This is a genomic window from Stenotrophomonas sp. Steno-Z1 (genome assembly GCF_056393175.1).
In genome coordinates this window covers 677,249-703,739 of sequence record NZ_JBWJPB010000002.1, presented here as the reverse complement: position 1 = coordinate 703,739, position 26,491 = coordinate 677,249, and the positions used below count along the sequence as shown (strand labels likewise).

Sequence of the window (26,491 nt, the reverse complement as noted above, 5' to 3'; positions counted from 1 at the left end):
CGGCGACCCACGCAGCTCAGTCGCCCTTGCGCCGCTGTTGCTCCAGGTCGAAGCGCTGCATCGAGGCACGGATCAACGCCTTGGCCTCGGCGGCATTGCCCCAGCCGTTCAACTGCACCGGGTTGCGCCCTGCCGGCAGGTCCTTGTAGACGCGGAAGAAGGCTTCGATGCGCTGGCGCTCGATCAACGGCAGGTCCTCAAGATCGCGGATGGTGGCGTAGGTGGGGTCGAGTTTGTCGGTGGGCACGCCGATGACCTTCTCGTCCTGTTCGCCGTCATCGACCATTTTCAGGAAGCCGATCGGGCGGAAGCGCACGATCACGCCGGGGTGCAGCGGCTCCCGCGTCAGCACGAGGGCATCGAGCGGATCGTTGTCGCCGGCCAGGGTGCGCGGCATCGAGCCGTAATTGGCCGGGTACGCCACCGGCATCGACTGGAAGCGGTCGACATGGACCAGGCCGTCCTCCTTGATTTCGTACTTGGTGAAGCTGCCGGCCGGGATCTCCACGGCCAGGTTGGCCTCGTCCGGAGCGTCCTTGGGCTGCGCGGCCAGGAACGGGTGGAGCACGGCATTGGTGGCCGTGCTGGCGCCGGCCAGCATCAGCAGCGCAGCAGCAAGGGCCGCCAGGGGTACAGCGCGTCGGGTGTGCATCGTCATCTCCAGCATCGGCCGGGCGCGCCTGGGCAGCCCGGCCCGGGGGTCATTCCCAGCAACGGTCGGCACGGCCCTTGAGGGTCTGCGCACGGGTGCAGTCGCGGGGGGCGATACGGCCGTCGGTCAGCTCGGTCTTCTGTTTGCGCCCATTGGCGTCGCGCGTCAACTCGAAGCCGTCATACAGGCGTCCGGTGACGGTACGCGCTTCGTAGCGCAGGTGCTGCGGGTCCAGTTGGAGGACCTGGAACAGCTGGGTGTCCTCGCCGACCGGCGCCATGCTGGCGCGGGCCTGCGCGGACAGCCGGTACTGCTTCGGGCCGGCCACGGTGACGATGAACTGCGGCGTGGCCGCCTGGCCTTCGCCGCGACGACCGTAGGTGTGGTCGTGGCCCTGCAGCACCAGGTCCACCTGGTGCCGGCGCACCACCGGCAGCAGCACGTCGCGCAGCTCGGCGTTCTCGCGGCCTTCGCGCGGGGAGTAGAACGGCTGGTGCAGCAGCACGATGCTCCAGGGGTGCGGGTTGTCGGCCAACACCTTGTCCAGCCACGCGGCCTGCGCCTGGGCGGTGCCCAGGTCCAGCGCCGAGGTGCCGTCAAGCACGGCGATGCGCACGCCCTGGTAGTCGAACCAGTAGGTGCTGGTATCGGCCGCGTCCACGCCGTTGCGCGGCAGCGCGAAGGTCACCGGCCAATGGCGGCCGAGCACCCGGCGTTCCTGCGGCGTGTCTTCGAACTCCTCGAAATACTCGTGGTTGCCGATCGCCGGGGCCACCACGGTTTCCTGCGGCAGCCAGCCGGCCGCGGCGAACCACTCGCCCCATTCGCTGTCGTCCTGGCCGTCACCGCCGCTGACCAGATCGCCAGCGAACAGGCTCAGGCGTGCCTGCGGGGCGGCCTTGAGGCCGGCACGCAGGACGCGCGAGACATGGCTGAGGTTCTTGTTCTGGGTGTCGCCGAAATACAGCAGGGTAAGCGGCTGCGCGGCGCTGCCGGCGGTGCGCAGCTGGTTCCAGGCACTCCACGTGTCCTTGCCCTGCACGCGCCACAGGTACAGCGTATCGGGCTGCAGGCCGTTGACGTCGGCACGGTGGTAATGCGCGCGACCGTTCTCGGTATCCAGCGGCTGCGTGGTGGCGGCGACGCGGGTCGGCGTGCCGACATCCGGCGAGTCGCCGGCCAGCACCCATTCCAGCACCGGCGCGCTGACCGCTGCGTCCGTACGCCAGGACACGCCGAAGCCGCGCGCGGCGTCCTGCGCGGGCGAGGCGACGATGCGGTCGGGGAAGCCGCTGGCCGCGTAGTGGCGGTTGCCTGCCGGTACCTGGGTGTTGGGTTCGGCGGCGGCGGCGGGCTGCTTCGCAGCGGCCGGGCCAGTGCCCAGCAGGATGGCCAGCAGCAGGCCGGCCGTAACGACGGGGGCCCGGCTCATGCGGCGCACTCCAGCGGCAGCGACAGCTGCTTGGCCACGCTGGCCCAGTCGAAGGCGACCACGCCCTGGTCATCGTGCACCGCATACAGCACGCCATGCGGGAAACGCGCCGACGCGGCCTGGTCCAGCCAGATGCCATCGGTGTTGGCCACCGTGTTGCCCTGGAACGCGCCCACGTGCTTGAGCGTGTGCCGGTCGAACAGGTGGAACACGCTGCGTTGCTTGCCCTGCTCGGTGGTGATCCACCAGCCATCCTTGCCACAGGTGCGCAGCATCACGCCTTCGGCCTGCGCCTTGAACGCCCCGCGGCCGAAGGTGGTGCCGCTGAAGCGGCCTTCCAGCGTGTAGACCTTGATCTCGCTGGCGTAGGTTTCGTCTTCCTCGGCGATCAGCAGGCGGTCGTTGGCCGGGTCGCCCCAGATCGACTCGACCACGCGCAGCGCGCCGGCCTCGCTGGTGTCGCCGATGCTGCCCACCAATTGGGCATCCAGCGCGTCGCCATGCAGGGTGAGCGTATAGCGGCGCACGCGTTTATCCAGTTCGGCCAGCGGCGGCAGCACGTCGTTGCCCTGCGCGTCCTCGCCGGCGTCGTAGGAGTCGGTCACGTAGACCTCGTAGCCCTCGCGCTGCTTGTTGACCCACAACCCGTAGGGTTTGCGCAGGTCGTCGGCGGCGAACACGCCCAGCGGGGTGAAGTCCGGCAGCTTCAATACCTGCACGCGGTGGTTGTCGCGCTCCACGATCAGCACCAGGTCGTCGACCACCGCGATGCCGTTGGGGCGCACGAACTGGCCCGGTGCGGTACCGGTGCTGCCCACGTCGCGCAGATGCGCGCCGGTCTGGCCGTCGTAGACCACCAGCTTGTCGGTGGCCTTGGCGGTGGCGATCAACCACTGCCGGCCATCGGCGGTGGTCCAGCTGGCGGGCGAGTCGATGTTGTCGGCCGGGGTCATCGGGGTCAGGAAGGCCTCGGCCACGGTGGCAACCGCGCGCGCCGGTTCGGCATCGGCTGCCGCCTGCGCCGGCGTGGCGGGGCGGCAGGCCGCCAACAGGGCCAGGCTCACGACGGCGACCGCAGTGCGGGTACGCATCACAGGGCCACCTTCAGGCCAAGCGCGTAGGTGCGGCCGTACTCTTCCATCTGCAGGGTGCGCGAACGGGTGCCCTGGTACAGCTCCAGTGGCTTGTCGAGCAGGTTCTGCGCTTCGAGGTAGACGCTCACGTTCGCGGTGATCTTGTAGTCCAGGCTGAAGTCGAGCTGGGTGTTGGGCGCCACGTAGATATCGTACGCGCGGCTGTCGCCCAACGTATCCAGGTACTCACTGCGGTAGACCGCCGCCAGGCGGGTGCTGAAACCGGCCTTCTCATAGCCCACATGCGCGCTGTATACGTGCTTAGATGCACGCGGCAGCATGAAGTCGTCCCCCTCGCGGCCGGCCAGGCCGGGGTCGAAATCGGTATCCAGCCAGGTGCCGCTGGCGCCGACCAGCACGCCATCCCAGCCAGCCGGCAGGAACGCCAACTGCTGCTGCCAGTTGAACTCGGCGCCGTTGACCCTGGCCTTCTCGCCATTGATCACGCGGGTGACCTCATACCCCGGGTACGCCGGATCGTTGTTGCTGACGGTGTTGACGATGTAGCCGTCGATGCGCTTGTGGAACAGGCCCAGCGAGAGGATTCCGGTACTGCCGATGTACTTCTCGATCGACAGGTCGATGTTCGTCGATTCGTACGGGTCCAGTTGCGGGTTGCCGATCCGCACCTCCTCGTCGCCCCGGCTCAGGCCGATGCGCGGGGCAATGTCACCGAACGACGGGCGCGATACGGTCTTGTTCGCGGCCGCGCGCAGCACCCAGGTGTCGCCGGCGTCGTAGCGCAGGTGCAGGCCCGGCAGCACGTTGCTGTAGCTGCGGCTCACGCTGAGCGGGGTCACACTGTAGCTGCGGCCGTTGCTGGCCACGTCCACGCTGTTGCCGGTGGCGCTGAACCGGGTCGCCTCCGCGCGCACCCCACCGATGATGCGCAGCGCGCCGATGTCCCAGGTGCCCATCGCGTAGCTGGCGAAAATATCTTCGCTGGCGGTGTAATCCTCTTCCAGCGAGGCCAGGGCATTACCGCCCAGGTCCTGCGGACGCGCGCTGTACTGCCCGCCATACTGCGCCCAGTACCGGCGCATCGCATCCGAGCTCATGCCCTGGCCCAGGGAGCCGCCGCGGTGGTCGGGGCTGCCGGTGGTCCAGTCCGACAGCGCGATCTCCGGGCCCACGCGCAGTTCGCGCTCGTTGGTGTCCACGTTGCGGTCGCGCCAGCGGCCGAGCAGGCCGAATTTGTAGCTGGACGCGTCGCCGTCAAAGCGGACGTTGACCTGCGCGCTGTGTTCCTTGTCGTCCACCCGCTTGGGCGAGAGCACCACGCGGTCGAAATCGTAGTTGCCGTTGTCCATCCAGCCGGCATCGCCGAGGGTGAAGCCGGGAACGCGGCTGCGCTGGTCGACGGTGGCGCGGGTGTCATCGCCGGCGTACTCGAAGCGCGCTTCCATTTCGTCGTTGACGCGTTCTTCGGTGCGCGTGTAGCCCACCTTGTAATCGACCACCGCGCCGGTCAGGCGGTTCTCGCCACCGACGCTGGCGGCGAAGGTGTTTTCCTTCTTGGTGCGGTAGCGCATGCGCTTCTGGATCGCGTCGGCCGGCAGGTCATCGATGCGGTACTGGCCGTTGCCCAGCGCGGCGACCTCGCCATCGCCGAAGTTGAAGAGGGTGCGCTGGCGGGTTTCGGCATCGTCGAACTGGCTGTACAGCGTGCGCAGGTAGTAGCGGCTGTCTTCGCTGGGGTGCCAGTCGAGGTTGAGGTTGGCACCGATGCGCTTGCGTTCGATCTCGTACTTGCGGCGCTGCAGGCTGGTGGCGAACAGGTCCTCGTCGGCGCCGCCGTCCAACGCGCCGTACTCCACTTCGGTGTTGTCCGATTCGAACGTGCGCTTCTGGTAGTTCACCCCGAGCGCGACGCCGACGGTATCGGCGAATACCTCGCTGTAGTTGAAGGCCGCCTTCGGGCTGGTGTTGCCGGACAGCTGCTGGTGGCTGGCTTCGATCTTGCCGCGCAGGCTGCGCCCGTCGCGGTCGAAGGCCGAGGCCGACTCGACCAGGATCGCCCCGCCGATGGCATCACCGGGCATGTCCGGGGTGGGCGACTTGACCACGCGCAGGCGTTCGGTCGAGTCGGAGGGAATCACATCCAGCGGCGCGGCACGGCTGGCATCCTCCGGCGTGCCGATCGCGATGCCGTCGACGCTGACGCTGTTGAGGTTGGCGTCCAGGCCGCGGATCACCACGAAGCGGCCTTCGCCCTGGTCGCGGGTAACGCTGACACCGGGCAGCCGCTGCAGCGATTCGGCCACGTTCTTGTCGGGGTAGACGCCCATGGCATCGGACGACACGGCGTCCTCGATGGCGTCGCTGCTGCGCTTGAGGTCGACCGCGCGGGTCTGCGATTCCAGCTGCGGCCGCACCTCGACCCGGTCCAGGTCGATCGCCGCAGCGCCGGCGGCAACCGCCCCGGCCTCGGCGGCGAACAGCGACGGGCTGGCCATGACCAGCAACGACAGGCTGATCGCCCGACCCAACGCATTCTGCTTCTGCACGGCTTTCCCCAACGGTGTAAAGATTGGGTCAGCACGGTATGTCCGCGAGGTTGCATGGGCGTGACACTGGGGGCGTAACGAGGGATTGGGGATTTGGGTTTGGGATCGGGCGGTTGGTCGGTTGGTCAGTTGGTCGGTTGGTCGGTTGGTAGAGGCGACGGGGGAATCGCGGTTTTGAGGGTTGGTAGAGCCGAGCCATGCTCGGCTGCTGTCGGCGGCGCGCCGCCTGCCGCGTGGTAGCGCCGAGCCATGCTCGGCTGCTGTCGCCGGCGCGTCGCCTGCCGGGTGGTAGAGCCGAGCCATGCTCGGCTGCTGTTGGGGGCGCGTCGCCTGTCGGGTGGTAGAGCCGAGCCATGCTCGGCTGCTGTCAGCGGCGCGTCGCCTGTCGGGTGGTAGAGCCGAGCCATGCTCGGCTGCTGTTGGGGGCGCGTCGGCTACCGGGTGGTAGAGCCGAGCCATGCTCGGCTGCTGTTGGGGGCGCGTCGGCTGTCGCGTGGTAGAGCCGAGCCATGCTCGGCTGCTGTCGGCGGCGCGTCGGCTGTCGGGTGGTGGCGCCGAGCCATGCTCGGCTGCTGTTGGGGACGCGTCGGCTGCCGGGTGGTGGCGCCGAGCCATGCTCGGCTGCCGTCGGCGGCGCGTCGCCTGCCGGGTGGTAGAGCCGAGCCATGCTCGGCTGCTGTTGGGGACGCGTCGCCTGTCGGGTGGTAGAGCCGAGCCATGCTCGGCTGCTGTCGGCGGCGCGTCGGCTGTCGGGTGGTGGGGAGCGTCGGCTTCGGCGTTTTCTGGCCTGCCGAGCGTCGGCTCCGTCATTGTCTGGCCTGCCGAGCATCGGCTCCGTCATTGTCTGGCCTGCCGAGCATGGCTCGGCACTACCGGAGATCGCGGCTTCGGCTTTCGGCTTTCGGCTTTCGGCTTCGGCTTCTGCCTTCGGCCCCTGGGCTTTGGCTTCGGGTGGCGTTGCGGCAAACTACGGGTCTCCCCTCTTCGTTGCCCCTCCCATGAAAATCGTCGAAGTGCGCCATCCGCTGGTGCAGCACAAAATCGGCCTGATGCGCGATGCGTCCCTGAGCACCAAGGACTTCCGCGAACTGGCCAACGAACTTGGTGGGCTGCTGGCCTACGAGGCCACCGCCGACCTGGATACCGAAGCCCACGCCATGGCCGGCTGGGCGGGCCCGGTGACGGTGCAGCGCATCGCGGGGGCCAAGATCACCGTGGTGCCGATCCTGCGTGCGGGACTGGGCATGCTCAGCGGCGTGCTGTCGTTGATCCCCGCCGCGCGGGTGAGCGTGGTCGGTCTGCAGCGCGATGAGGAAACCCTGCAGCCGGTGCCCTATTTCGAGCGCCTGACCGGCCGCCTGGAAGAGCGCGATGCGCTGATCCTGGACCCGATGCTGGCCACCGGCGGCACCCTGATTGCCACCATCGACATGCTCAAGCGCGCCGGTGCCCGCCGCATCAAGGGCATCTTCCTGGTCGCCGCGCCGGAAGGCATCGCGGCCGTGCAGGCCGTCCACCCGGACGTGGAAATCTTCACCGCCGCGATCGACGCGCGCCTCAACGAGAAGGGCTACATCCTGCCGGGCCTGGGCGATGCGGGTGACCGCATCTTCGGCACCCGCGTGGCCGGCTGATTTTGCCCCCTTGACCGGCGGCTGCCAGTCGCCGCCGGTGTTTCACGCGGCCTAGCCATGTCCCGGCAGAAGCTGCGCACATCCTCAACCCGTGCGTGGAGCTGCGTCATGAAGACCCTGTCCCTGCTGGCCTGCCTACTGCTGCTTGGCAGCCCCCTGGTCGCCAGTGCGGCCACCCCGCAGCAGCAGCGCATGGCCGATTGTTCGGCCAGGAACAAGGGCAAGACCGGCGAGGACTACAAGGCCGCGCAGAAGGCGTGCCTGAGTGCGCCCGCGCCGGCGGCGACCACGCCGCAGGAACGCATGAAGACCTGCAATGCCGATGCGGCCAGCAAGAAGCTGGCCGGCGATGCGCGCAAGACCTTCATGAGCAGCTGCCTGAAGGCGCATTGACCGCGCCCGACCGATGATCCGGTGGTGCCGGCCAGCACCCGGCACCCTGCCGCCGACCCCGATGACGGGGGCGGCCCGCAGCTCAGGCCAGCGCGCGGGCCTTCAATTCGCCCTGCTCGTGGATGGTGCCGAAGCGGCCCTTGTCGTCGCGGGCCACCTGCGCGAGCGCGCACTGCGGGTCATGGGTAAAGAACAGGTGCACGTTGCGCGCCAGTTTGTCTTCCAGGAAGCTGCGCTTTTCGTCGATCAGCAACTCCGCGTTGCGGTCGTACCCCATGGTGATCGGCACGTGTACCCACGAGCGACCAGGGATCAGGTCCGCGCAGAACACCACGCCGCCGCGCGGCTGGCCATCGACCTGCTCGGGGCCGACGATTTCGGCCAGCATCAGGCCCGGGGTATGCCCGTCGCTGAAACTGAAGCGCACGCTGTTGCCGAGCGCCTTCGAATACGGCCCCTCGACGATCTCCAGCCGGCCACTGTCCTGCAGCAGCCCCGGCAGTTCCGGGATGAAGCTGGCGCGGTCGCGCGGGTGCGGGTGCAGCGCCCGCTGCCAATGTTCGGCGCCCACCAGGAAGGTGGCATTGGGGAACAGCAGCTCCGGGCCACGGCCCTCGCTCCACTGCGCAAGCAGCCCTCCGGCATGGTCGAAATGCAGATGGCTGAGCACCACCACGTCGATGTCCTCGTGCTCGAACCCGGCCTCGCGCAGCGATTCCATCAGCACATGGCGCGGCTCCTGCACGCCGTAACGGTCACGCAGTTTCGGCTCGAAGAACGCGCCGATACCGGTCTCGAACAACACCGTCTTGCCAGCCAGCGGGCTGGCCAGCAAGGCGCGGCAGGCCAGCTCGATACGGTTCAGATCATCCGGTGCCGCCCATTTTTCCCACACCGCGCGTGGGGCGTTGCCGAACATCGCCCCGCCATCCAGTTTCTGTGAGTTACCGCGAATCGACCATAGTTTCATGGGTAAATTATCCGGCGCGACGCGTTAAATATTCGCTAGTCGGCTGCGCGGGCGCGCCACGAAAAACCCCGCCGGGTGGCGGGGTCTGGAAAGCGACCGGGCGGGTCGGATCAGCGGCTCGCGGCCGCTGACACTGCCGCGCTGCCCACCGGGTTGCGCGGGTCGCTGCCGCCGCTGAGCACGTTGCTGCGACGGTCCCACTCCACGGTCTGCAGGTTGCCCCAGACGTGGCTGGAACCGCGCCCGCCTTCGGCGCTGTCGCCGGGCAGGTCGATCTTGTGGCCCATCGCCTGCAGCTGCTTGATGGTGTCCACCGACAACGCACCGGTTTCGGCCGAGATCTCGTCCGGCAGCCACTGGTGGTGGTAACGCGGCAACGCGGCCACCTGCTGCGCGGTCAGGCCATCGTCGTAACCGAGGATCCCCAGCAGCACCATGGTGATGATGCGGCTGCCGCCCGGCGTGCCCAGCACCACCACCTTGTCCGGCGACTCCATGAAGGTCGGGGTCATCGAGCTGAGCATGCGCTTGCCCGGTTTGGGCGCATTGGCCGCATAGCCCATCACGCCGAAGGCATTGGGCGTGCCCGGCTTCAGCGCGAAATCGTCCATCTCGTTGTTGAGCAGCACGCCGGTGCCCTTGGGAATCAGGCCCGAGCCGTACAGCAGGTTCACCGTCTGGGTGGCGCCCACGCGGTTGCCGTCACGGTCGATGATCGAAAAGTGGGTGGTCTCGTCGTCTTCCAGCGGGGTCGGGTTGCCCGACAGCAGGTCGCTCGGGGTGGCCTTCTCCGGGTGGATGGTGGCGCGCAGGCCCTGGGCGTAGTCCTTGCTGGTCAGCACTTTCTGCGGAATCTGCACGAAATCCGGGTCGCCCAGGAAGAAGGTGCGGTCGCGGTAGGCGCGGCGCATCGCTTCCACCACCAGGTGGGTGCGGTGCGCTTCATCCATCGACTTCAGGTCCCAGCCTTCCAGGATCTGCAGCATCGCCGCCAGCGCGATGCCACCGGAGGACGGCGGCGAGGCGGTGGTGATCTTCCAATCGCGGTAGTTGAACACGATCGGCTCGCGCAGCTTGACCCGGTAGCCGGCCAGTTCCTCGGCGCTCCAACTGCCACCGGCCTGCTTCACGCCGGCCAGCAGCGCCTTGCCGGTCTGGCCGCGGTAGAAGCCGTCGAAGCCCTGGTCGGCCAGGCGCGTCAGCGTGGCGGCCAGTTCCGGCTGGCGGAACACATCGCCCTCGGCGATCGGCTTGCCATTGCGCAGGTACACCTCGCGGGTGCCGGGGTAGCGCTCCATCACCTCGCGGCGCGAGGCATAGCCCTTGGCCATCCGCGCATACACCGGGAAGCCCTCGGTGGCGATGCGGATCGCCGGGCCCAGCGAGGTACGCAGCGGCAGCTTGCCGTGCTTGCCCGACAGCTCGACCAGCGCCGCTGGCAGACCGGGGATGCCCGCCGACCAGGGGCCGTTGACCGAGCGGTCGCGGTCCAGCTCGCCCTTCCTGTCCAAGAAGGCGGCTTCATTGGCGGCCTGCGGCGCGGTCTCGCGCGCGTCCAGCATCACGTCCTTGCCGGTGGCCGCATCGTGCAGCAGGAAGAACCCGCCGCCGCCCAGCCCGGAGCTGATCGGCTCGACCACCGCCAGGGTGGAGGACACCGCCACTGCCGCGTCGAAGGCATTGCCGCCCTTGGCCAGGATCTCCATCCCGGCCTCGGTGGCCAGGTGGTGGCCGCTGGCGATCGCCGCGCCGTCCGGATGGCTGGCCAGGGAACCCTGCGCGGGTGCGGCGGACCATGCCACCGGGGACCACAACAGGACGAGCAGCAACCAGCGACGCGACAACGTGTTCATTCGGATGGGGGCTCCGCATAAAGTTCGGGATGGTCGCGCTGCAGGCCGTACAACTTCGCCAGCAGGGCGTCCTGGGTTTCCGGGATATCCGGATCGGGATCGATGCATTCGACCGGGCAGACGACCACGCACTGGGGTTCGTCGAAATGTCCCACGCACTCGGTGCAGCGGGCCGGATCGATCACGTAGATGGTTTCACCCATCGAAATGGCCTGGTTGGGACAGGCCGGCTCACAGACGTCACAGTTGACGCAGAGCGCATTGATTTTCAGCGACATGGCGTTACTCCACGCCCGCGCCGGCGGATGAAGGCCGGCCCGCGCCAAGGCGCAGGCCGGTCAACGGCGGCTTCCTCGCGGAAGCCGCCCGGGCCACGCCTTGGGCGCGGCCGCCACTGCACGGGTTACTTGGCTTCTACGAAGATGTATTCGGCGCCGGTCGGCTGCACGATGGCCTGCACGCGGGCGTTGTCCGCCGCCTTGCCGATGAACACCACGCGCACGCCCTTCATCGAATCCGGCGACACGTCCTTGAACACGGCCTGGATCATGTCGGCCATCTTCGCCGACGCCGACGAACCGAAGGCCAGCATGTTGCCCGGCTGCACGCCACGGGCCACGGCCTGGGTGGCGCTCTCGACCTGGCGATCGTACTTGGCGGCGAATTCCGGGTCCGACTCCGGGGAGAGGTAGTACAGGAACGGGCTGTTGGTGATGTTGCCCATGTTCTGCACGGCCACGGCCTGCAGGTACTTCTTCCAGCCGGCGTCATCGTTGGCGTCCGGGGCGACCAGCGCCTGCTGGGCCTCGACGACCGGCGCGGCCTCTTCCTTCTTGCAGGCGGTGAAGGCCAGCGCGAACGACGCGATCAACATGGCACGCATGGTGTTGTTCATGGAATTCCTCCCTTGGTGGTTCTTGGTATGTATGGGTCTGACGGGTATTACGACTGGGCCGACTTCGCTTCGCGGACCTTGCGCAGCGCCTCGAGCACCGACGCCGGCACGAAGCCGGACACGTCGCCGCCGAGGCGGGCGATCTCGCGGACCAGCGACGACGAAATGAAGCTGTGCTGCTCGGCCGGGGTCAGGAACAGGGTCTCGACCTCCGGGATCAGATGCCGGTTCATGCTGGCCATCTGGAATTCGTATTCGAAATCGGAGACCGCGCGCAGGCCGCGCAGCAGGATCCCGCCCTGCACCGAGCGCACGAAATGCGCCAGCAGGGTATCGAACCCGATCACCTCCACGTTGCGGTTGTGGCCGAGGGCGTCGCGCGCCAACTGCACGCGCAGCTCCAGCGGCAACGTCGGCCCCTTGGACGGGCTCTGTGCCACGCCGACCACGACCTTCTCGAACAGCGGCGCGGCCCGGTTCACCAGGTCGATGTGACCATTGGTGATCGGATCGAAGGTGCCCGGGTACACGGCAATGCGGCGGTTGGCCACGGTCATACGGCAGCTACGTGTTGTGATCTGGTGAAAGTGTAGCAGCGGCGCGGCGGTACAGGGCAAAATGGACCTCCCGGGTGCCGCCCTCGCGGTGCAGCAGCCATGGCGCCGGTACCGCCGGCAACTGGTCGGCCGGGCACTCCAGGTAGAGCCAGGCATCGGCGGCCAGGTGCGGGCCCAGCCCGGCCAGCACCTGCGCCCACAGCCCGGCCGCGAACGGCGGGTCCACGAACACGATGTCGGCCTGCCCGGCCGGCGCCTGGCCCAGCCACTGCAGCGCGTCGGCCTGGACCACCTGCACCTGCCCCTCCGCGCCCAGCCTGGCCACCGATTCACGCAGGTGCCGGGCCAATGCCGCGTCGCGCTCCACCAGCGTCGCCTGCCCCGCCCCGCGCGACACCGCTTCCAGCCCCAGCGCCCCGCTGCCGGCGAACAGGTCCAGCACCCGTGCCCCGCCGATCCGTGGCATCAGCCAGTTGAACAGCGTCTCCCGCACCCGGTCGCTGCTGGGCCGCAGCCCCGGCGACAGCGGCACCGGCAATTTCGTCCCGCGCCACTTGCCACCGATGATCCGCACCTGGCCCACGGCCGCCGCCACTGGCTGGCGCGGCTTCATGCGCGGCTCCGGGCGAAGACGGTGGAAAGGGCGGACGGGCGGGAACGGGTCATAGTTACGAAGATCAGGCGATTCATGCCGACATTCTAGGCGGTCCGGCGGTTGTGCCGATCAAGCATCCCCTCACCGGAACCGGGCATCCACGCATGGCGGGGATCTACGGCCGACTCTTGAATTCGGGACAATCCACCCCTACCCCTTGACCAGTCGCCGCGCCGGGCGCGGCATCGTCCAAGGAGCATCGCCACCCATGACCGAGCAGACCCAAAAGCAGACCCTGGGCTTCCAGACCGAAGTCAAACAGCTACTGCAGCTGATGATCCACTCGCTGTACTCCAACAAGGAAATCTTCCTTCGCGAGCTCATCTCCAACGCCGCCGACGCCTCCGACAAGCTGCGCTTCGAAGCGCTGACCCAGCCGGCCCTGCTCGAAAACGACGGCGACCTGCGCATCCGCGTCAGCTTCGATGCCGACGCCCACACCCTCACCATCGACGACAACGGCATCGGCATGAGCCGCGAGGACGCCATCGCCCACCTTGGCACCATCGCCAAGTCCGGCACCGGCGACTTCCTGCGCCAACTCTCCGGCGACCAGAAGAAGGATTCCCAGCTGATCGGTCAGTTCGGCGTCGGCTTCTACAGCGCCTTCATCGTCGCCGACCAGGTCGACGTCTATTCCCGCCGCGCCGGCCTGCCCGCCAGCGAGGGCGTGCACTGGTCCTCGCGTGGCGAGGGCGAGTTCGACGTCGAACCCCTCGACAAGCCCGAGCGCGGTACCCGCATCGTCCTGCACCTCAAGGACGACCAGCAGGACTTCGCCGACGGCTGGCGCCTGCGCGGCATCATCAAGAAGTACTCCGACCACATCGGCCTGCCGATCCAGATGGTCAAGGAACACCACGGCGACGATGCCCCGGCCGAGGTCGAATGGGAAACCGTCAACCGCGCCAGCGCGCTGTGGACCCGCCCGCGCACCGAGATCACCGACGCCGAGTACCAGGAGTTCTACAAGCACGCCGCGCACGACCACCAGGACGCGCTGGCCTGGAGCCACAACAAGGTCGAAGGCAAGCTCGAATACACCTCGCTGCTGTACGTGCCTGGCCATGCGCCGTTCGACCTGTACCACCGCGACGCGCCCAAGGGCCTGAAGTTGTACGTGCAGCGCGTGTTCGTGATGGACCAGGCCGAGCAGTTCCTGCCGATGTACCTGCGTTTCATCAAGGGCGTGGTCGATTCCAACGACCTGTCGCTGAATGTCTCGCGCGAAATCCTGCAGTCCGGCCCGGTCATCGACTCGATGAAGTCGGCGCTGACCAAGCGCTCGCTGGACATGCTCGACAAGCTCGCCACCGACAAGCCCGAGGTGTATGCCGGCTTCTGGGCGCAGTTCGGCCAGGTGCTCAAGGAAGGCCCCGCCGAGGACTTCAACAACCGCGAGAAGATCGCCGGCCTGCTGCGCTTCGCCTCCACCCATGACGCCAGCGGCGAGCAGAGCGTGTCGCTGGCCGACTACGTGGGTCGCATGGTCGAAGGCCAGGACAAGATCTACTACCTGACCGGCGACAGCCACACCCAGGTCAAGGACAGCCCGCACCTGGAAGTGTTCCGCAAGAAGGGCATCGAAGTGCTGCTGTTCACCGACCGCATCGATGAGTGGCTGATGGGTTACCTGACCGAGTTCGACGGCAAGGCGTTCGTCGACGTCGCCCGTGGCGACCTCGACCTGGGCGCGCTGGAAACCGCCGAAGACAAGCAGGCCCAGGAAGAAGCGGCCAAGGACAAGCAGGGTCTGGTCGATCGCATCAAGCGCGCACTGGGCGAGGATGTCGCCGACGTGCGCGTCTCGCACCGCCTCACCGACTCCCCGGCGATCCTGGCCATCGGCGAACAGGACCTCGGCCTGCAGATGCGCCAGATCCTGGAAGCCAGCGGCCAGAAGGTGCCCGACAGCAAGCCGGTGTTCGAGTTCAACCCCGGCCACCCGTTGATCGGCAAGCTGGACCAGGAAGCCGATGCCGCACGCTTCGACGACCTCAGCCGCGTGCTGTTCGACCAGGCCGCGCTGGCCGCCGGGGATACGCTGAAGGATCCGGCCGGCTACGTGCGCCGGCTCAACAAGCTGCTGCTGGAGTTGTCGGCGTAAGGCGACGCGAGACCACCGTGACGGCCGCTGGCCGGCACGGTGGTGGCGCTCGCAGGACCGGGAGGTGCCGGCCAGGGGTCGGCACCTCCCGTCAGCGGGCTGGATCCGGTCTCAGCCGCGCTCGTCCAGCAACGCGCCGAGCATCTGATCGCTGCGGCGAATCAACGTGGCGTTGGCAGTGAAGGCCAGCACCGCGTCCTTCGCGGCGAGCAGGTCTGAGACCGGGGCGCCGGGATCGGGCGCCGCCTCGACCACGCCGGCCTCCACCCCACCTCCGACCACCGAGGTCTGCGCCACTCCGATCCGGGCGGCCCCTTCCACCGATAGACGCGCCACGTTGCTCGCAGCAGCCTGCACCTCAAGGCTCGCGGCACGCATGCCGGAGCTGGCAATGGACATCACGTTCACGCTGCTGCACTCCACGATGCATGGCCGGCGTCCGATGACGCAGGCATCCAAAGCCGTTAACGGCCGCAATCCCAACGTCTGTAGAGCCGACCGTTGGTCGGCTGCCCGCCGACCGTTGGTGGGCTGCCCCCCGATCGTTGGTCGGCCGCCCGCCGACACCGCACCACCCCACGTTCGCACTGCCCTCCAAGGGCGCAGTGGTAGCATATCCCCCTGATTTCAGCGCCGAATCCAATGCTCAGTTTCTTCCGTCGCAAAAAGCCCCAGGACGCTCCGCAGGACGCGCCCAAGACCCAGCACTACTCGGCTGAAGAGCTGGCCGCAGCGTTCCCGCAGGCCAGTGAAGACGGCCCGTCGGCGCCCGCGCCTGTCCAGCCGCCCGCCGCCGTGGTTCCCGGCGTCGCCGTGCCGGTGGCCGCGCCTGCGCCAGCGGCGGTCGCACCGGTTGCGCCCGTGGACGAGGCGCCGCCGGTACTGCCCGTGGTCCCGAAACCGGCCGCGCCGGTCGAGCAGGCACCTGCGGCTCCGACGATGCCGGTTGGAGCGGCCCCCGCTGCACCGGTCGCACCTGTCGTCCAGACCGCCCCGGTCGCCATCGCCGAGCCGATCGCCGCACCGCTGCCGCCGCCGGTCCTGGTCGCCAGCGAGATCGTGCAGGAGGCCGCGCAGCCGCTGGCCAGCGTGCCCGACGACAACAGCGCCCCCGCCGCCGCGCCGGGCAAGCCCGGTTGGCGTGACCGGCTGCGCAACAGCGTCATCGCGCGCAGCTTCGGCGGCCTGTTCTCGCGCAACCCCAAGCTCGACGACGACCTGCTGGATGAACTGGAAACCGCGCTGATCACCGCCGATGTCGGCGTCGGCGCGACCACCGCACTGGTCGAAGGCCTGCGCAAGCGCATGAAGGCGCGCGAATTCGCCGACGCCACCGCGCTGCTCGCCGCGCTGCGTGGCGAACTGATCGCGATCCTGCAGCCGGTCTCCAAACCGCTGGTGATCGACCGCAGCGCCAAGCCGTTCGTGGTCCTCACCGTGGGCGTCAACGGCGTCGGCAAGACCACCACCATCGGCAAGCTGGCCAAGCGTTTCAAGGACGACGGCCACAGCCTCATGCTGGCCGCCGGCGACACCTTCCGCGCCGCCGCCGTGGCCCAGCTGCAGGCCTGGGGCGAGCGCAACGGCGTGGCCGTGGTCGCCCAGGGGCAAAACGCCGATGCCGCCTCGGTGGCGTTCGACGCGCTGCAGGCCGGCAAGGCACGCGGCACCGAGGTATTGATCGCCGATACCGCCGGCCGCCTGCATACCCAGGGCGGGCTGATGAACGAACTGGGCAAGATCCGCCGCGTGCTCGGCAAGATCGACCCGGCCGCACCGCATGAGGTGCTGATGGTGATCGACGGCACGACCGGCCAGAACGCCCTCTCCCAGTTGCGCCAGTTCCACGCCGCGGTCAACGTGACCGGCCTGGTGGTGACCAAGCTGGACGGCACTGCCAAGGGCGGCGTGGTATTCGCGCTGGCCCGCGAGTTCAATATTCCGATCCGCTTCGCCGGCATCGGCGAGCGCCCGGAAGACCTGCGCGTGTTCGACCCGGAAGCCTTCGTCGACGCCCTGCTGCCCGACGCGCTGGGCGGCTGACCCAGGCGCGCGCGCGCGCACGCCACGCGCGTCGGGGTAGAGCCACCCCATGGGTGGCTGCTCGCCCAGGTGCGGCCAAGGCCTCCCACCGCCGCCGCAGCCATCGCCGCCGCAGCCACCCATGGGGTGGCTCTATCCTTCTGCGGAAGCCCCATGCCACGCCAGCCAACCGCCCGCGACCCCGCCCCCACCGACGACGCCTTCGTCGCGCGCCTGCTGCCGTGGTTCGACGGCCACGGCCGCCACGACCTGCCCTGGCAGCACCCGCGTTCGCCCTACCGGGTGTGGCTGTCGGAGATCATGCTGCAGCAGACCCAGGTCAGTACGGTCATTCCGTATTTCCTGGCGTTCCTGCGCGTGTTTCCCACCCTGCCCGACCTCGCCGCGGCCAGCAACGATGCCGTGATGGCGCAGTGGGCCGGGCTGGGCTACTACGCCCGTGCGCGCAACCTGCACGCCGCCGCCCAGCGCTGCGTCGCGCTGCACGGCGGCGAGCTGCCGCGCGATGTCGAGGCGTTGAACGCACTGCCCGGCATCGGTCGCAGCACTGCCGCGGCGATCCTCAGCCAGGCCTGGAACGACCGCTTCGCGATCCTCGATGGCAACGTCAAGCGCGTGCTGACCCGCTACCACGGCATCGAGGGTTTTCCCGGCCTGCCAGCGGTGGAAAAGGTGCTGTGGGCATTGGCCGACGCGCACGTACAGCACGTGCCCGACGCGCGCCTGGCCGACTACACCCAGGCGCAGATGGACCTGGGCGCCACGGTGTGCACCCGCAGCCGGCCGGCCTGCGTGATCTGCCCCCTGCAGGAGGACTGCGTGGCGCGGCGCGAGGGCCGCATCGACGACCTGCCCACGCCCAAGCCCGCCAAGGCCCTGCCGGAACGCGAGGCCACCGCGCTGCTGCTGCGCGATGGCCAGGGCCGCGTGCTGCTGCAGAAGCGCCCGGATACCGGCATCTGGGCGCAGCTGTGGACGCTGCCGCAGGCCGACGCCGGCAGCGACCTGCAGGACTGGTTCGATGCCCACGTGGACGGCTCGCTGGACGATGCCGATGCGCTGCCGGTGCTGGAGCACACCTTCAGCCACTATCGACTGCACCTGCAGGTGCTGGTGCAGCGCGTGCACGGCCTGCGACAGGAGGCCCCGGGCCTGCGCTGGGTCGCCGCAGCCGACCTGCCCAGCCTCGGCCTGCCCGCCCCGATCCGCAAGCTGCTGGCCACCGGCGCCCCGCCGGCCCGGCCCAAGCGCCGTACAATGCGTGGCGCACCACCTTCACCCGAGTCCGAGTAAGCCATGCCCCGCACCGTTTTCTGCCAGTACGAACAACGCGACACCGAAGGCCTGGACTTCGTGCCCTACCCCGGCGAGCTGGGCCAGCGCATCTTCAACGGCATCGGCAAGAGCGCCTGGAGCGCCTGGCTGGCCCACCAGACCATGCTGATCAACGAGAACCGGCTGTCGCCGCGCGATCCCAAGCATCGCGCGTTCCTGGAAACCGAACTGGTGAAATACCTGTTCGAGAAGGATGCGGAAAAGCCGGCGGGTTTCATCCCCGAAGCATGATTCCGGCCGGTACCGACCCTCGGTTGGTACGCGATCGACGGCTCCCGCTTACTTCGCGGGGGCGGCCTGGCCTTCCTCGCGCTCCTGCACCTGCGCCTGGCGCAATTCCTTTTCCGACGCGCGCAGCGCCTGCACATCCAGCTTGCGAATGCTGCCGATGAAGCACGGCATGTTCATCGGGCCCGGCGTCGGGTCGCGCACCAGTACCTTGTCGAACCGCGCGGACACCCGCCCGACCCGGCTGGTCAGGGCGATCGCCGGCGCGTAATCCAGGCCCTGGCAGGGCCCGCGCAGTTCCAGCAGATAACCTTCGCTGGGGCGCGTCCACACCGCCAGCGCACTGTCGCCCAGTTCGGTCCAGCCCGACAACGCGCCGTACAGCGGCATGTCCTGCTGCGGCGGCGCGGCATGGGCGCGGTACAGCGCCAGCCGCTCCTCGCCGCTCAGGCGACCGGTGGTCGCGCAGCCGACCAGGGTCAGGCACAGCGCGGCCGTTGCAATCAGGGTCTTCATGGCGCCTCCAGCAGGGATGACTACGCCGATGATGCACCCATCGCGTGAGGCCGGCGACAGCGTCGCGCCGGCCATTCAGCGGCCAGCTCAGACCTGGCTGTGGGCCAAGGCGTGGAGCCGCCCTTCGCGCAGTTCCAGCACGCGGTCGAGCTTGCGCGCCAGGCTGCGATCGTGGGTCACCAGCACCAGGCTGGTGTGGTACGCCCGGTTGAGTTCCAGCATCAGCTCGAACACGGTGCCGGCGGTCTTGTCGTCCAGGTTGCCGGTCGGCTCGTCGCCCAGCACGCAGGCCGGGCGGTTGACCAGCGCACGGGCGACGGCGGCACGCTGGCGCTCGCCACCGGACAGCTCGCCCGGCTTGTGCTCCAGGCGATGCCCCAGCCCGACCGACTCCAGCAAGGCCTGCGCGCGGTTTTTCGCCGCAGCCACGTCCTCGCCCCCCAGCAGCACCGGCATCATCACGTTTTCCAGCGCGGTGAATTCCGGCAGCAGGTGGTGGAACTGGTACACGAAGCCCAGCGCGCGGTTGCGCAACTGGCCACGCTGGCCGTCGGACAACCCGGACATGCGCTGGCCGGCCACGAATACTTCGCCGGCGGTGGGCGTATCCAGCCCGCCGAGCAGGTGCAGCAGGGTGCTCTTGCCCGCACCGGAGGCACCGATGATCGCCACCGTCTCGCCGGCGCTCACGCTCAGGTCCAGGCCATTGAACACCGGGGTCTGCATGCGGCCTTCGGCATAGGTCTTGGCCAGCCCTTCGGCGCGGATCACTTCATCGCCGCGGTTGATCGGCTCATTCATAGCGCAGGGCCTCCGCCGGCTGGGTGCGGGCGGCGCGCCACGCGGGGTACAGCGTGGCCAGGAAGCTCATGGCCAGCGCGATCACGGTGATGACGATGATGTCCGGGGTCTGCATGTCGGTCGGCAGGCCGGTGATGTAGTAAACGTCCTCGGGCAGCAGCTTGACGTTGAACAGCGTCTCGATCGCCCCGAGGATGCGCTCCAGGTTCAAGGTCAGGGTGATGCCGCCAATCACGCCGGCCACGGTGCCGATGATGCCGATCAGCGAGCCCTGCACCATGAAGACCTGCATCACCCCGCCCGGGGTGAGGCCCAGCGTACGCAGGATGGCGATGTCGGCCTGCTTGTCGGTGACCAGCATCACCTGCGAGGACACCAGGTTGAACGCGCCCATGGCGATGATCAGCGAGAGCAGGATGCCCATCACCACCTTCTCCATGCGCAGCGAGTGGTACAGGTTCGCGTTCTGCTGGGTCCAGTCGCTGACCCGGTAACCGCCGCCGAGGGTGTGGGCCAGGTCCACGCCCACGTCCAGCGCCTTGTCCATGTCATGCAGCTTCAGCCGCACGCCGGTCACTCCGTCCATGCGCAGCACGCGCTCCAGGTCGGCCATGTTGGCGAACGCCACGCCCTTGTCGATTTCGTTGTAGCCGGCCTCGAAGATGCCGCTGACGGTGAAGCGCTTCAGCCGCGGCATCGCGCCGACCGGGGTGCCCTGCACTTCGGCCAGGGTCACCAGCACGGTGTCGCCCACGTCCACGCCCAGCCAGAGCGCCAGCTCCTTGCCGACCAGCAGGTGGTAGCTGCCGGGGGTGAGGCTGTCGAAGCTGCCCTTGACCAGTTTCTGGTTGATCACCGAGACGCCCGGCTCCAGCGCCGGGTCGATGCCCTGCACGATCGCGCCCTGCACGCGCGGCCCGCTAAGCATGGCCTGGATCTCGATGTACGGCGCGGCACCGGCCACGCGCGGATCCTTCTTTGCCGTATCGACCGCGCGCTGCCAGTCCGACATCGGCGCGCCGTCGGTGGTGATGGTGGTATGGGCGGTCATCTGCAACAGGCGGTCGCGGATCTCCTTCTGGAACCCGCTCATCACCGCCAGGGTGGTGATCAGCACGGTCACGCCGAGCGCGATGCCGAGGATGGAGGCCATCGAGATGAAGGAGATGAAACCGTTGCGGCGTTTGGCCCGCAGGTAGCGCAGGCCGATCGAGACAGGAATGGGTTTGAACATGCAGGTACGCCGGACAATTCAGGCTATGGTGCCACTGCCGGACGTGAACGGGAAATGCAGTGTGCGCGGACGGCCAGTCGCAGTTCACGTCGCTGTGCAGGGGACAGCGTATCGGGCCAGAACAGCCGCCAGTGGCGGCGCCCCCGGCAGCGCCAGGCCACCTGCAGCAGCACGCCCCGGTCGGACAGCTGCAGGTCCTGCACCGGCTCGCCATCGACCTGCGCCGGCGCGTCGTCGGGCGGGATCACGATCGAGCGGGTGGGCGCGTGCCAGTAGCGCCAGGCCTGCGCCAGCCCCCAGGCCACCGCCAGCACGGCAGCCGGGCCGTGCCAGCCATCCGGCACTGCCGTGCGGTACAGCGCCCACGGCGCCAGCGCGGTCATCAGCAGCTGCGCGCCGCACTGCCAGCGCGAGGGGCGCCACTCAAGCCGGCAGGGCGCGGATCCGGGCGATGAGCGCGGCAGGCTGGGCATGCGGGCATTCCTCGTAACCCATGAACCAGCGCCACAACTTATCGTCCTCGCTCTCCAGCAGGAACAGGAAAACCTCGCGCTCTTCGGTAGGCGCCTGCAGCCAGCAGCGGTCCAGGTAGCGGCCAAACAGCTGGTCCAGCTCGCGCATGCCACGCCGGCAACGCCAGCGCAGCTTCTTCAGTTCAGTGGCTTCGTCCATCGACATCGCATTCCTCAAGGTGCCGGCCAACCAGGGCCGGAAACAACAGCGGCACCGGACCTTCCGGTCGGTGCCGCCGCGATCGCCGCCGCACGGGCAGCGATGACATGAACCGCCAGGTCAGGCGCGGCGCGCCATCATCAGCTTCTTGATCTCGGCAATCGCCAACGCCGGGTTCAGGCCCTTCGGGCAGGTCCGGGCGCAGTTCATGATGGTGTGGCAGCGGTACAGCTTGAACGGGTCTTCCAGATCGTCCAGGCGCGCACCGGTGTCTTCATCGCGCGAGTCGACGATCCAGCGGTAGGCCTGCAGCAGGATCGCCGGGCCCAGGTAACGCTCGCCGTTCCACCAGTAGCTCGGGCAGCTGGTCGAGCAGCACGCGCACAGGATGCATTCGTACAGGCCATCCAGCTTCTTGCGGTCTTCCGGCGACTGCAGGCGCTCACGATCCGGCGGCGGCGGGGTCTGGGTGCGGATCCACGGCTTGATCGAGGCGTACTGCGCGTAGAAGTGGGTCAGGTCCGGGACCAGATCCTTGATCACGCTCATGTGCGGCAGCGGGTAGATCGGCACTTCGGCCTTGCCGCAGTCGGCGATGGCGCGGGTGCAGGCCAGCGTATTGGTGCCGTCGATGTTCATCGCGCACGAACCGCAGATGCCCTCGCGGCAGGAACGACGGAAGGTCAGGGTCGGATCGATTTCGTTCTTGATCTTGATCAGCGCGTCCAGGACCATCGGGCCGCAGCTGTCCAGGTCGATCTCATACGTATCGGTACGCGGGTTGCTGTCGTCGTCGGGACTCCAGCGGTAGATCTTGAACGTGCGGGTATTCTTCGCACCGCTCTTGGCGGGGAAGTGCTTGCCCTTTCCGATCTTGGAATTCTTGGGGAGGGAAAACTCGGCCATGGCTGTTCTCGTTGGCTCAGGCGGCTCGCGCTGCGATGCAGGCGCGGCTAGCACGGAAGGTGAGGAAGTCGACACCGCCGACCAGCGGCGCGCGCAGCCCCCTGCCCTGGCGGGCAGGAAGGCGTGCTGGCGCTGCGTGGCCGGAGGTCATGCCGCAGGTCTCTTAGTACACGCGCGGCTTCGGCGGCACCACGTCCACGTCCTTGCTCAACGTGTACATGTGCACCGGGCGATAGTCGAAGCTGCACTTGCCGTTGTCGTCGACGTTGACCAGCGTGTGCTTCTGCCAGTTGACGTCGTCGCGGTCCGGGAAGTCCTCATGCGCATGCGCGCCACGGCTTTCCTTGCGCTGTTCGGCCGAGTTAATCGTCGCCACCGCGTTGAGCAGCAGGTTGTTCAGCTCGTAGGTTTCGATCAGGTCCGAGTTCCACACCAGCGAACGGTCGGAGACCTTGACGTCCTGGAAGGAGTCGAAGATCTCGGCCATCTTGCTGCAGCCCTCTTCCAGCGTCTTGCTGGTACGGAACACCGCCGCGTCGTTCTGCATGGTGCGCTGCATGTTGTCGCGGATGACCGAGGTCGGGGTGTCGCCGTTGGCGTAGCGCAGCTTGTCCAGCAGGCCCAGCGCCTTGTCGCACGCGTCCGACGGCAGGGTCTTGTGCGGCGCGCCGGACTTGATGGTCTCGGCGCAGCGGTTGGCCACCGCACGGCCGAACACCACCAGGTCGAGCAGCGAGTTGGAGCCCAGGCGGTTGGCGCCGTGCACCGACACGCAGGCCGCTTCGCCGATCGCGTACAGACCCGGCACGACCGCATCGGGGTTGTCGCCGACCTTGCGCACGACTTCGCCGTGGTAGTTGGTCGGGATGCCGCCCATGTTGTAGTGCACGGTCGGGATGACCGGGATCGGCTGCTTGTGCACGTCCACGCCGGCGAAGATGCGGGCGCTTTCGGCGATACCCGGCAGCTTGTCGTCGATCACGCCCGGGCCGAGGTGGGTCAGGTCGAGCAGGATGTGGTCCTTGTGCTCGCCGACGCCGCGGCCTTCGCGGATTTCGATGGTCATCGAACGCGACACCACGTCGCGCGAGGCCAGGTCCTTGTAGTGCGGTGCGTAGCGCTCCATGAAGCGCTCGCCATTGCTGTTGCGCAGGATGCCGCCTTCGCCACGCACGCCTTCGGTGATCAGGCAGCCCGCGCCGTAGATGCCGGTCGGGTGGAACTGCACGAACTCCATGTCCTGCATCGGCAGGCCGGCACGCATGACCAGGCCGCCGCCGTCGCCGGTGCAGGTATGGGCCGAGGTGGCGCTGAAGTAGGCGCGGCCGTAACCGCCAGTGGCCAGCACCACGCCGTGGGCGCGGAACAGGTGCAGCGAGCCGTCGGCCATGTCCAGGGCGAGCACGCCGCGGCAGACGCCTTCCTCATCGAAGATCAGGTCGAGGGCGAAGTACTCGATCATGAAGCGCGCGTTGTGCGCCAGCGACTGCTGGTACAGCGTGTGCAGCATGGCGTGGCCGGTACGGTCGGCGGCGGCGCAGGTACGCTGCGCGGACGGGCCTTCGCCGTACTTGGTGGTCATGCCACCGAACGGGCGCTGGTAGATCTTGCCGTCTTCGGTGCGGCTGAACGGCACACCGTAGTGTTCCAGCTCGATGATGGCCGGGATCGCTTCGCGGCACATGTACTCGATGGCGTCCTGGTCACCCAGCCAATCCGAGCCCTTGATGGTGTCGAAGAAGTGGTAGCGCCAGTCGTCTTCGCCCATGTTGCCCAGCGCGGCGGAAATACCGCCCTGCGCGGCCACGGTGTGCGAGCGGGTCGGGAAGACCTTGGTCAGGCAGACGGTCTGCAGGCCCTTGGCGGCAAGACCGAACGTAGCGCGCAGGCCTGCGCCACCGGCGCCGACCACGACCATGTCGTACTTGTGTTCCGTAATCTTGTAAGCGGACATCTAATCTGGATTCCTGTCTTGGTGCCTGGACTCAGGCAACGCCGAGCGCAATGCGGGCGACCGCAAAAACACTGACGATCGCGCCGAGCACGGCGATGAACTTCACCGTGGTCTGCAGCGCCAGGGCCAGCAGCGAGTTGTGGATGTAGTCTTCCAGCACGACCTGCAGGCCGAGCTGGGCGTGCCAGAACATCGCGACCAGGAAGCCGACCAGCAGCACCGCGTTCCACGGCTTGGACACCGCGTCGGTGGCGGTCACGTAATCGGCGCCGATCAGGCTCAGCACGAACACCAGGAACCACACGGTGAGGCCGACCAGCGCGGTGGCGGTCAGGCGCTGCATTACGAAGTGCTCGGTGCCGGTCTTGGCAGCGCCAAGGCCACGCACGTTCTTCAACGGGGTACGGAACTTGTTCATGCGGCGGCTCCGACGAACACATAGGCCCAGACCAAGGCGGTGATCACCAGGCTGGCGAAGACGGAGATCCAGCTGCTGCGGACGAACGCCGGGATCGAGAAGCCGATCGCGAAGTCCTGCACGATGTGGCGCAGGCCGTTGCACAGGTGGTAGGCGAAGGACCAGGTCCAGGCGAACAGGAACAGCTTGCCGTACCAGCTACCAGCGTGATCGGTGAAGCAGTTCCAGGAGGCAGGGCCCATCATGAGGGCGAGCAGGCCGCCGGCAATGATCAGGGCTCCAACAGACAGAAAGATGCCGGTCGCTCGATGCAGAATCGAGGTGGCCATCTGGATCTGCCAGCGATACACCTGAAGGTGCGGGGAAAGGGGACGTTCTCTGGCGGCCATTCGCTGGGCTCGTTGTCTCGGCTGGGCGGCGCAATGCCGCGTTGGCTCAATGCTGATCAAAAATCGATGCAGCGTCCGTTTTTCTCCCAGTCTCCATACCGCACCGGATCGAGTCCGCCGCGGCCACCAATTTCCACGGGCACCGCGGGCGTCTCAGGCAGCGGTTGCGCCTGGTCGACCTGCGGGGCTTCGGAGTCGGTATCTGGAGTGGGGGTTGTTTGGCCTATCATGGGTGGTCTCGCAACGCACAAATTTTAGACCCCGTTCACTTGCCTGACAACCTGCCCATGGATTTCACCGGTTTTCCGCGCCTCTCCGGTCACCAGCTGCTCAGTCTGGACGGGCCCGATGCGGCCGTGTTTGCCCACGCCCAATTCGCCAGCGACGTGACCGCCCTGCCCGTCCGGCATTGGCAGTGGAGCGCCTGGCTGAACGCCAAAGGCCGCACCATTGCTGTGTTCCAGCTGATCCGGGTGGACCAGGATCGCATTCTGCTGGTGCTCGCCGACGGCGATGCCGATGCGATTGCGTCGCAATTGCAGCGTTTTGTCTTCCGCCGCAAGCTCAGCATCACCGTGCGCGATGACCATGCCGTGGGCGGCAGCTTCACCGCGCCGGATGCCGCCGCTGGCGCAGCAATCGCCGTCAACGGTGAGACGCTGGAGCTGGATGTGGGCAGCGATGCGCTGCCTCGCACGCTGCGGATCGCACCGCGTGCAGGTACCGCGGCGCTCGACGACGCCGGCATTGCGCTGGCCTGGCGGCAATCGGACCTGCGCTTTGGCGTGCCCCGCCTGGCCGCTGACCAGCGCGAACAATGGACGCCGCAACAGCTGGGCCTGGACCGCTTGAACGGCTACAGCGTCAAGAAAGGTTGCTATCCCGGCCAGGAAATCGTGGCGCGCACCCACTTCCTCGGCAAGGCCAAGCGGGCCCTGCAGTTGCTGCGGGTCGGCGACGGTATCGCCAGCGGCGCGCAGGTGCAGCAGAACGGCGCGGCGATCGGCACGGTGGCCAGCGTGGCCGGTGACCTCGCCCTGGCGGTGCTGCCGCTGGAGATCGCCAGCGATCCGCTGTCGGTGGACGGCCTCGACGCCGCGCCGCTGCCGTTGCTGGACGGGCTGGCCCGGTAGGCATCCCCACGCGGGTCGAGACGTTACACGTCGATGCGCCATCCCAGGCGCGTTGATGGGGGTGCGGGGAGCCG

Annotated in this window: 28 protein-coding genes; 7 read left to right on the top strand and 21 right to left on the bottom strand. The window is 68.0% G+C overall.

Annotated elements, in window-relative coordinates:
• Positions 1-16: 16 nt before the first annotated feature.
• From AC06FD_RS10030 to AC06FD_RS10015, 4 genes are read right to left on the bottom strand one after another with little or no spacing between them, the layout of a single operon-like run.
• Entirely contained in the window at positions 17-652 is a 636-nt protein-coding gene (locus tag AC06FD_RS10030) for an inorganic diphosphatase (protein ID WP_394164416.1), read from the bottom strand.
• A 49-nt stretch (positions 653-701) separates the two neighbouring features.
• Positions 702-2,084: a purple acid phosphatase family protein gene (locus tag AC06FD_RS10025; RefSeq protein WP_478077664.1), complete on the bottom strand. Its 1,383-nt coding sequence runs from the start codon at positions 2,082-2,084 to the stop codon at positions 702-704.
• Complete coding sequence (locus tag AC06FD_RS10020) at positions 2,081-3,175, bottom strand: phytase (protein ID WP_478077663.1); 1,095 nt, start codon at positions 3,173-3,175, stop codon at positions 2,081-2,083. The genes AC06FD_RS10025 and AC06FD_RS10020 overlap by 4 nt, the downstream gene beginning before the upstream one ends.
• Positions 3,175-5,673, bottom strand: coding sequence for a TonB-dependent receptor (locus AC06FD_RS10015; protein ID WP_478077780.1), 2,499 nt, complete (start codon positions 5,671-5,673; stop codon positions 3,175-3,177). Before AC06FD_RS10015 ends, AC06FD_RS10020 begins: the two co-directional genes overlap by 1 nt.
• Positions 5,674-6,722: 1,049 nt before the next feature.
• On the opposite strand from AC06FD_RS10015, the gene upp reads away from it, so the two are divergent.
• The gene (upp, locus tag AC06FD_RS10010) at positions 6,723-7,358 is read left to right on the top strand and encodes a uracil phosphoribosyltransferase (RefSeq protein ID WP_259204831.1); all 636 of its coding nucleotides are present in this window, start codon (positions 6,723-6,725) and stop codon (positions 7,356-7,358) included.
• Positions 7,359-7,466: 108 nt separating this feature from the next.
• A complete protein-coding gene (locus tag AC06FD_RS10005; RefSeq protein WP_478047770.1) occupies positions 7,467-7,751 on the top strand; it encodes a PsiF family protein in 285 nt (94 codons plus the stop codon).
• Between the two features lie 82 nt (positions 7,752-7,833).
• Here AC06FD_RS10005 and AC06FD_RS10000 read toward each other — a convergent pair whose 3' ends face one another.
• From AC06FD_RS10000 to rsmD, 6 genes are all read right to left on the bottom strand, one after another.
• Positions 7,834-8,721 carry an MBL fold metallo-hydrolase gene (locus AC06FD_RS10000; protein ID WP_259204827.1) on the bottom strand — a complete coding sequence of 296 codons (888 nt, stop codon included), beginning with the start codon at positions 8,719-8,721 and terminating at the stop codon, positions 7,834-7,836.
• A gap of 110 nt (positions 8,722-8,831) precedes the next feature.
• Positions 8,832-10,574, bottom strand: a complete 1,743-nt coding sequence (ggt, locus tag AC06FD_RS09995; protein WP_478077662.1) for a gamma-glutamyltransferase — start codon at positions 10,572-10,574, stop codon at positions 8,832-8,834.
• Positions 10,571-10,852: a YfhL family 4Fe-4S dicluster ferredoxin gene (locus AC06FD_RS09990; RefSeq protein WP_259204824.1), complete on the bottom strand. Its 282-nt coding sequence runs from the start codon at positions 10,850-10,852 to the stop codon at positions 10,571-10,573. The genes ggt and AC06FD_RS09990 overlap by 4 nt, the downstream gene beginning before the upstream one ends.
• Positions 10,853-10,977: 125 nt before the next feature.
• Entirely contained in the window at positions 10,978-11,469 is a 492-nt protein-coding gene (locus tag AC06FD_RS09985; protein WP_259204819.1) for a hypothetical protein, read from the bottom strand.
• Positions 11,470-11,516: 47 nt separating this feature from the next.
• On the bottom strand, positions 11,517-12,026 hold the full coding sequence (gene coaD, locus AC06FD_RS09980; RefSeq protein ID WP_259204818.1) for a pantetheine-phosphate adenylyltransferase: 510 nt from the start codon (positions 12,024-12,026) through the stop codon (positions 11,517-11,519).
• A gap of 7 nt (positions 12,027-12,033) precedes the next feature.
• Positions 12,034-12,639, bottom strand: a complete 606-nt coding sequence (gene rsmD / locus AC06FD_RS09975) for a 16S rRNA (guanine(966)-N(2))-methyltransferase RsmD (RefSeq protein ID WP_478077661.1) — start codon at positions 12,637-12,639, stop codon at positions 12,034-12,036.
• A 250-nt stretch (positions 12,640-12,889) separates the two neighbouring features.
• Here rsmD and htpG point away from each other — a divergent pair, with 250 nt between their 5' ends.
• Positions 12,890-14,788: a molecular chaperone HtpG gene (gene htpG, locus AC06FD_RS09970; RefSeq protein WP_394164422.1), complete on the top strand. Its 1,899-nt coding sequence runs from the start codon at positions 12,890-12,892 to the stop codon at positions 14,786-14,788.
• 111 nt (positions 14,789-14,899) lie between these two features.
• On the opposite strand, the gene AC06FD_RS09965 is transcribed toward htpG, so the two are convergent.
• Positions 14,900-15,187 (bottom strand): hypothetical protein, encoded by a 288-nt coding sequence (locus AC06FD_RS09965; RefSeq protein WP_478077779.1) that lies wholly within the window; start codon positions 15,185-15,187, stop codon positions 14,900-14,902.
• Positions 15,188-15,430: 243 nt separating this feature from the next.
• On the opposite strand from AC06FD_RS09965, the gene ftsY reads away from it, so the two are divergent.
• The 3 genes from ftsY to AC06FD_RS09950 all read left to right on the top strand — a co-directional run bounded on the left by ftsY (position 15,431) and on the right by AC06FD_RS09950 (position 18,397).
• Positions 15,431-16,831 carry a signal recognition particle-docking protein FtsY gene (gene ftsY, locus AC06FD_RS09960; RefSeq protein ID WP_478077660.1) on the top strand — a complete coding sequence of 467 codons (1,401 nt, stop codon included), beginning with the start codon at positions 15,431-15,433 and terminating at the stop codon, positions 16,829-16,831.
• A gap of 153 nt (positions 16,832-16,984) precedes the next feature.
• Complete coding sequence (mutY, locus tag AC06FD_RS09955; protein ID WP_259204808.1) at positions 16,985-18,124, top strand: A/G-specific adenine glycosylase; 1,140 nt, start codon at positions 16,985-16,987, stop codon at positions 18,122-18,124.
• Positions 18,125-18,127: 3 nt separating this feature from the next.
• Positions 18,128-18,397, top strand: a complete 270-nt coding sequence (locus AC06FD_RS09950) for an oxidative damage protection protein (RefSeq protein WP_128095612.1) — start codon at positions 18,128-18,130, stop codon at positions 18,395-18,397.
• A gap of 48 nt (positions 18,398-18,445) precedes the next feature.
• On the opposite strand, the gene AC06FD_RS09945 is transcribed toward AC06FD_RS09950, so the two are convergent.
• From AC06FD_RS09945 to AC06FD_RS09900, 10 genes are all read right to left on the bottom strand, one after another.
• Positions 18,446-18,910, bottom strand: coding sequence for a DUF6491 family protein (locus AC06FD_RS09945; RefSeq protein ID WP_259204797.1), 465 nt, complete (start codon positions 18,908-18,910; stop codon positions 18,446-18,448).
• A gap of 87 nt (positions 18,911-18,997) precedes the next feature.
• Positions 18,998-19,711: a lipoprotein-releasing ABC transporter ATP-binding protein LolD gene (gene lolD, locus AC06FD_RS09940; RefSeq protein WP_259204796.1), complete on the bottom strand. Its 714-nt coding sequence runs from the start codon at positions 19,709-19,711 to the stop codon at positions 18,998-19,000.
• Positions 19,704-20,945, bottom strand: coding sequence for a lipoprotein-releasing ABC transporter permease subunit (locus tag AC06FD_RS09935; protein WP_259204793.1), 1,242 nt, complete (start codon positions 20,943-20,945; stop codon positions 19,704-19,706). The genes lolD and AC06FD_RS09935 overlap by 8 nt, the downstream gene beginning before the upstream one ends.
• Before the next feature lie 23 nt (positions 20,946-20,968).
• On the bottom strand, positions 20,969-21,418 hold the full coding sequence (locus AC06FD_RS09930) for a hypothetical protein (protein WP_478077659.1): 450 nt from the start codon (positions 21,416-21,418) through the stop codon (positions 20,969-20,971).
• Positions 21,369-21,617, bottom strand: a complete 249-nt coding sequence (locus AC06FD_RS09925) for an FAD assembly factor SdhE (protein ID WP_128095617.1) — start codon at positions 21,615-21,617, stop codon at positions 21,369-21,371. The genes AC06FD_RS09930 and AC06FD_RS09925 overlap by 50 nt, the downstream gene beginning before the upstream one ends.
• Before the next feature lie 120 nt (positions 21,618-21,737).
• Complete coding sequence (locus AC06FD_RS09920) at positions 21,738-22,523, bottom strand: succinate dehydrogenase iron-sulfur subunit (RefSeq protein ID WP_259204781.1); 786 nt, start codon at positions 22,521-22,523, stop codon at positions 21,738-21,740.
• Positions 22,524-22,686: 163 nt separating this feature from the next.
• Complete coding sequence (sdhA, locus tag AC06FD_RS09915; protein ID WP_259204774.1) at positions 22,687-24,477, bottom strand: succinate dehydrogenase flavoprotein subunit; 1,791 nt, start codon at positions 24,475-24,477, stop codon at positions 22,687-22,689.
• A 31-nt stretch (positions 24,478-24,508) separates the two neighbouring features.
• Positions 24,509-24,895 (bottom strand): succinate dehydrogenase, hydrophobic membrane anchor protein, encoded by a 387-nt coding sequence (sdhD, locus tag AC06FD_RS09910; RefSeq protein WP_259204770.1) that lies wholly within the window; start codon positions 24,893-24,895, stop codon positions 24,509-24,511.
• Positions 24,892-25,284: a succinate dehydrogenase, cytochrome b556 subunit gene (gene sdhC / locus AC06FD_RS09905; RefSeq protein WP_259205047.1), complete on the bottom strand. Its 393-nt coding sequence runs from the start codon at positions 25,282-25,284 to the stop codon at positions 24,892-24,894. Before sdhC ends, sdhD begins: the two co-directional genes overlap by 4 nt.
• Before the next feature lie 56 nt (positions 25,285-25,340).
• Positions 25,341-25,514, bottom strand: a complete 174-nt coding sequence (locus AC06FD_RS09900; RefSeq protein WP_259204761.1) for a DUF1674 domain-containing protein — start codon at positions 25,512-25,514, stop codon at positions 25,341-25,343.
• Positions 25,515-25,553: 39 nt separating this feature from the next.
• Here AC06FD_RS09900 and ygfZ point away from each other — a divergent pair, with 39 nt between their 5' ends.
• Positions 25,554-26,417 (top strand): CAF17-like 4Fe-4S cluster assembly/insertion protein YgfZ, encoded by an 864-nt coding sequence (gene ygfZ / locus AC06FD_RS09895; RefSeq protein WP_478077658.1) that lies wholly within the window; start codon positions 25,554-25,556, stop codon positions 26,415-26,417.
• The last annotated feature ends 74 nt before the right edge of the window (positions 26,418-26,491 follow it).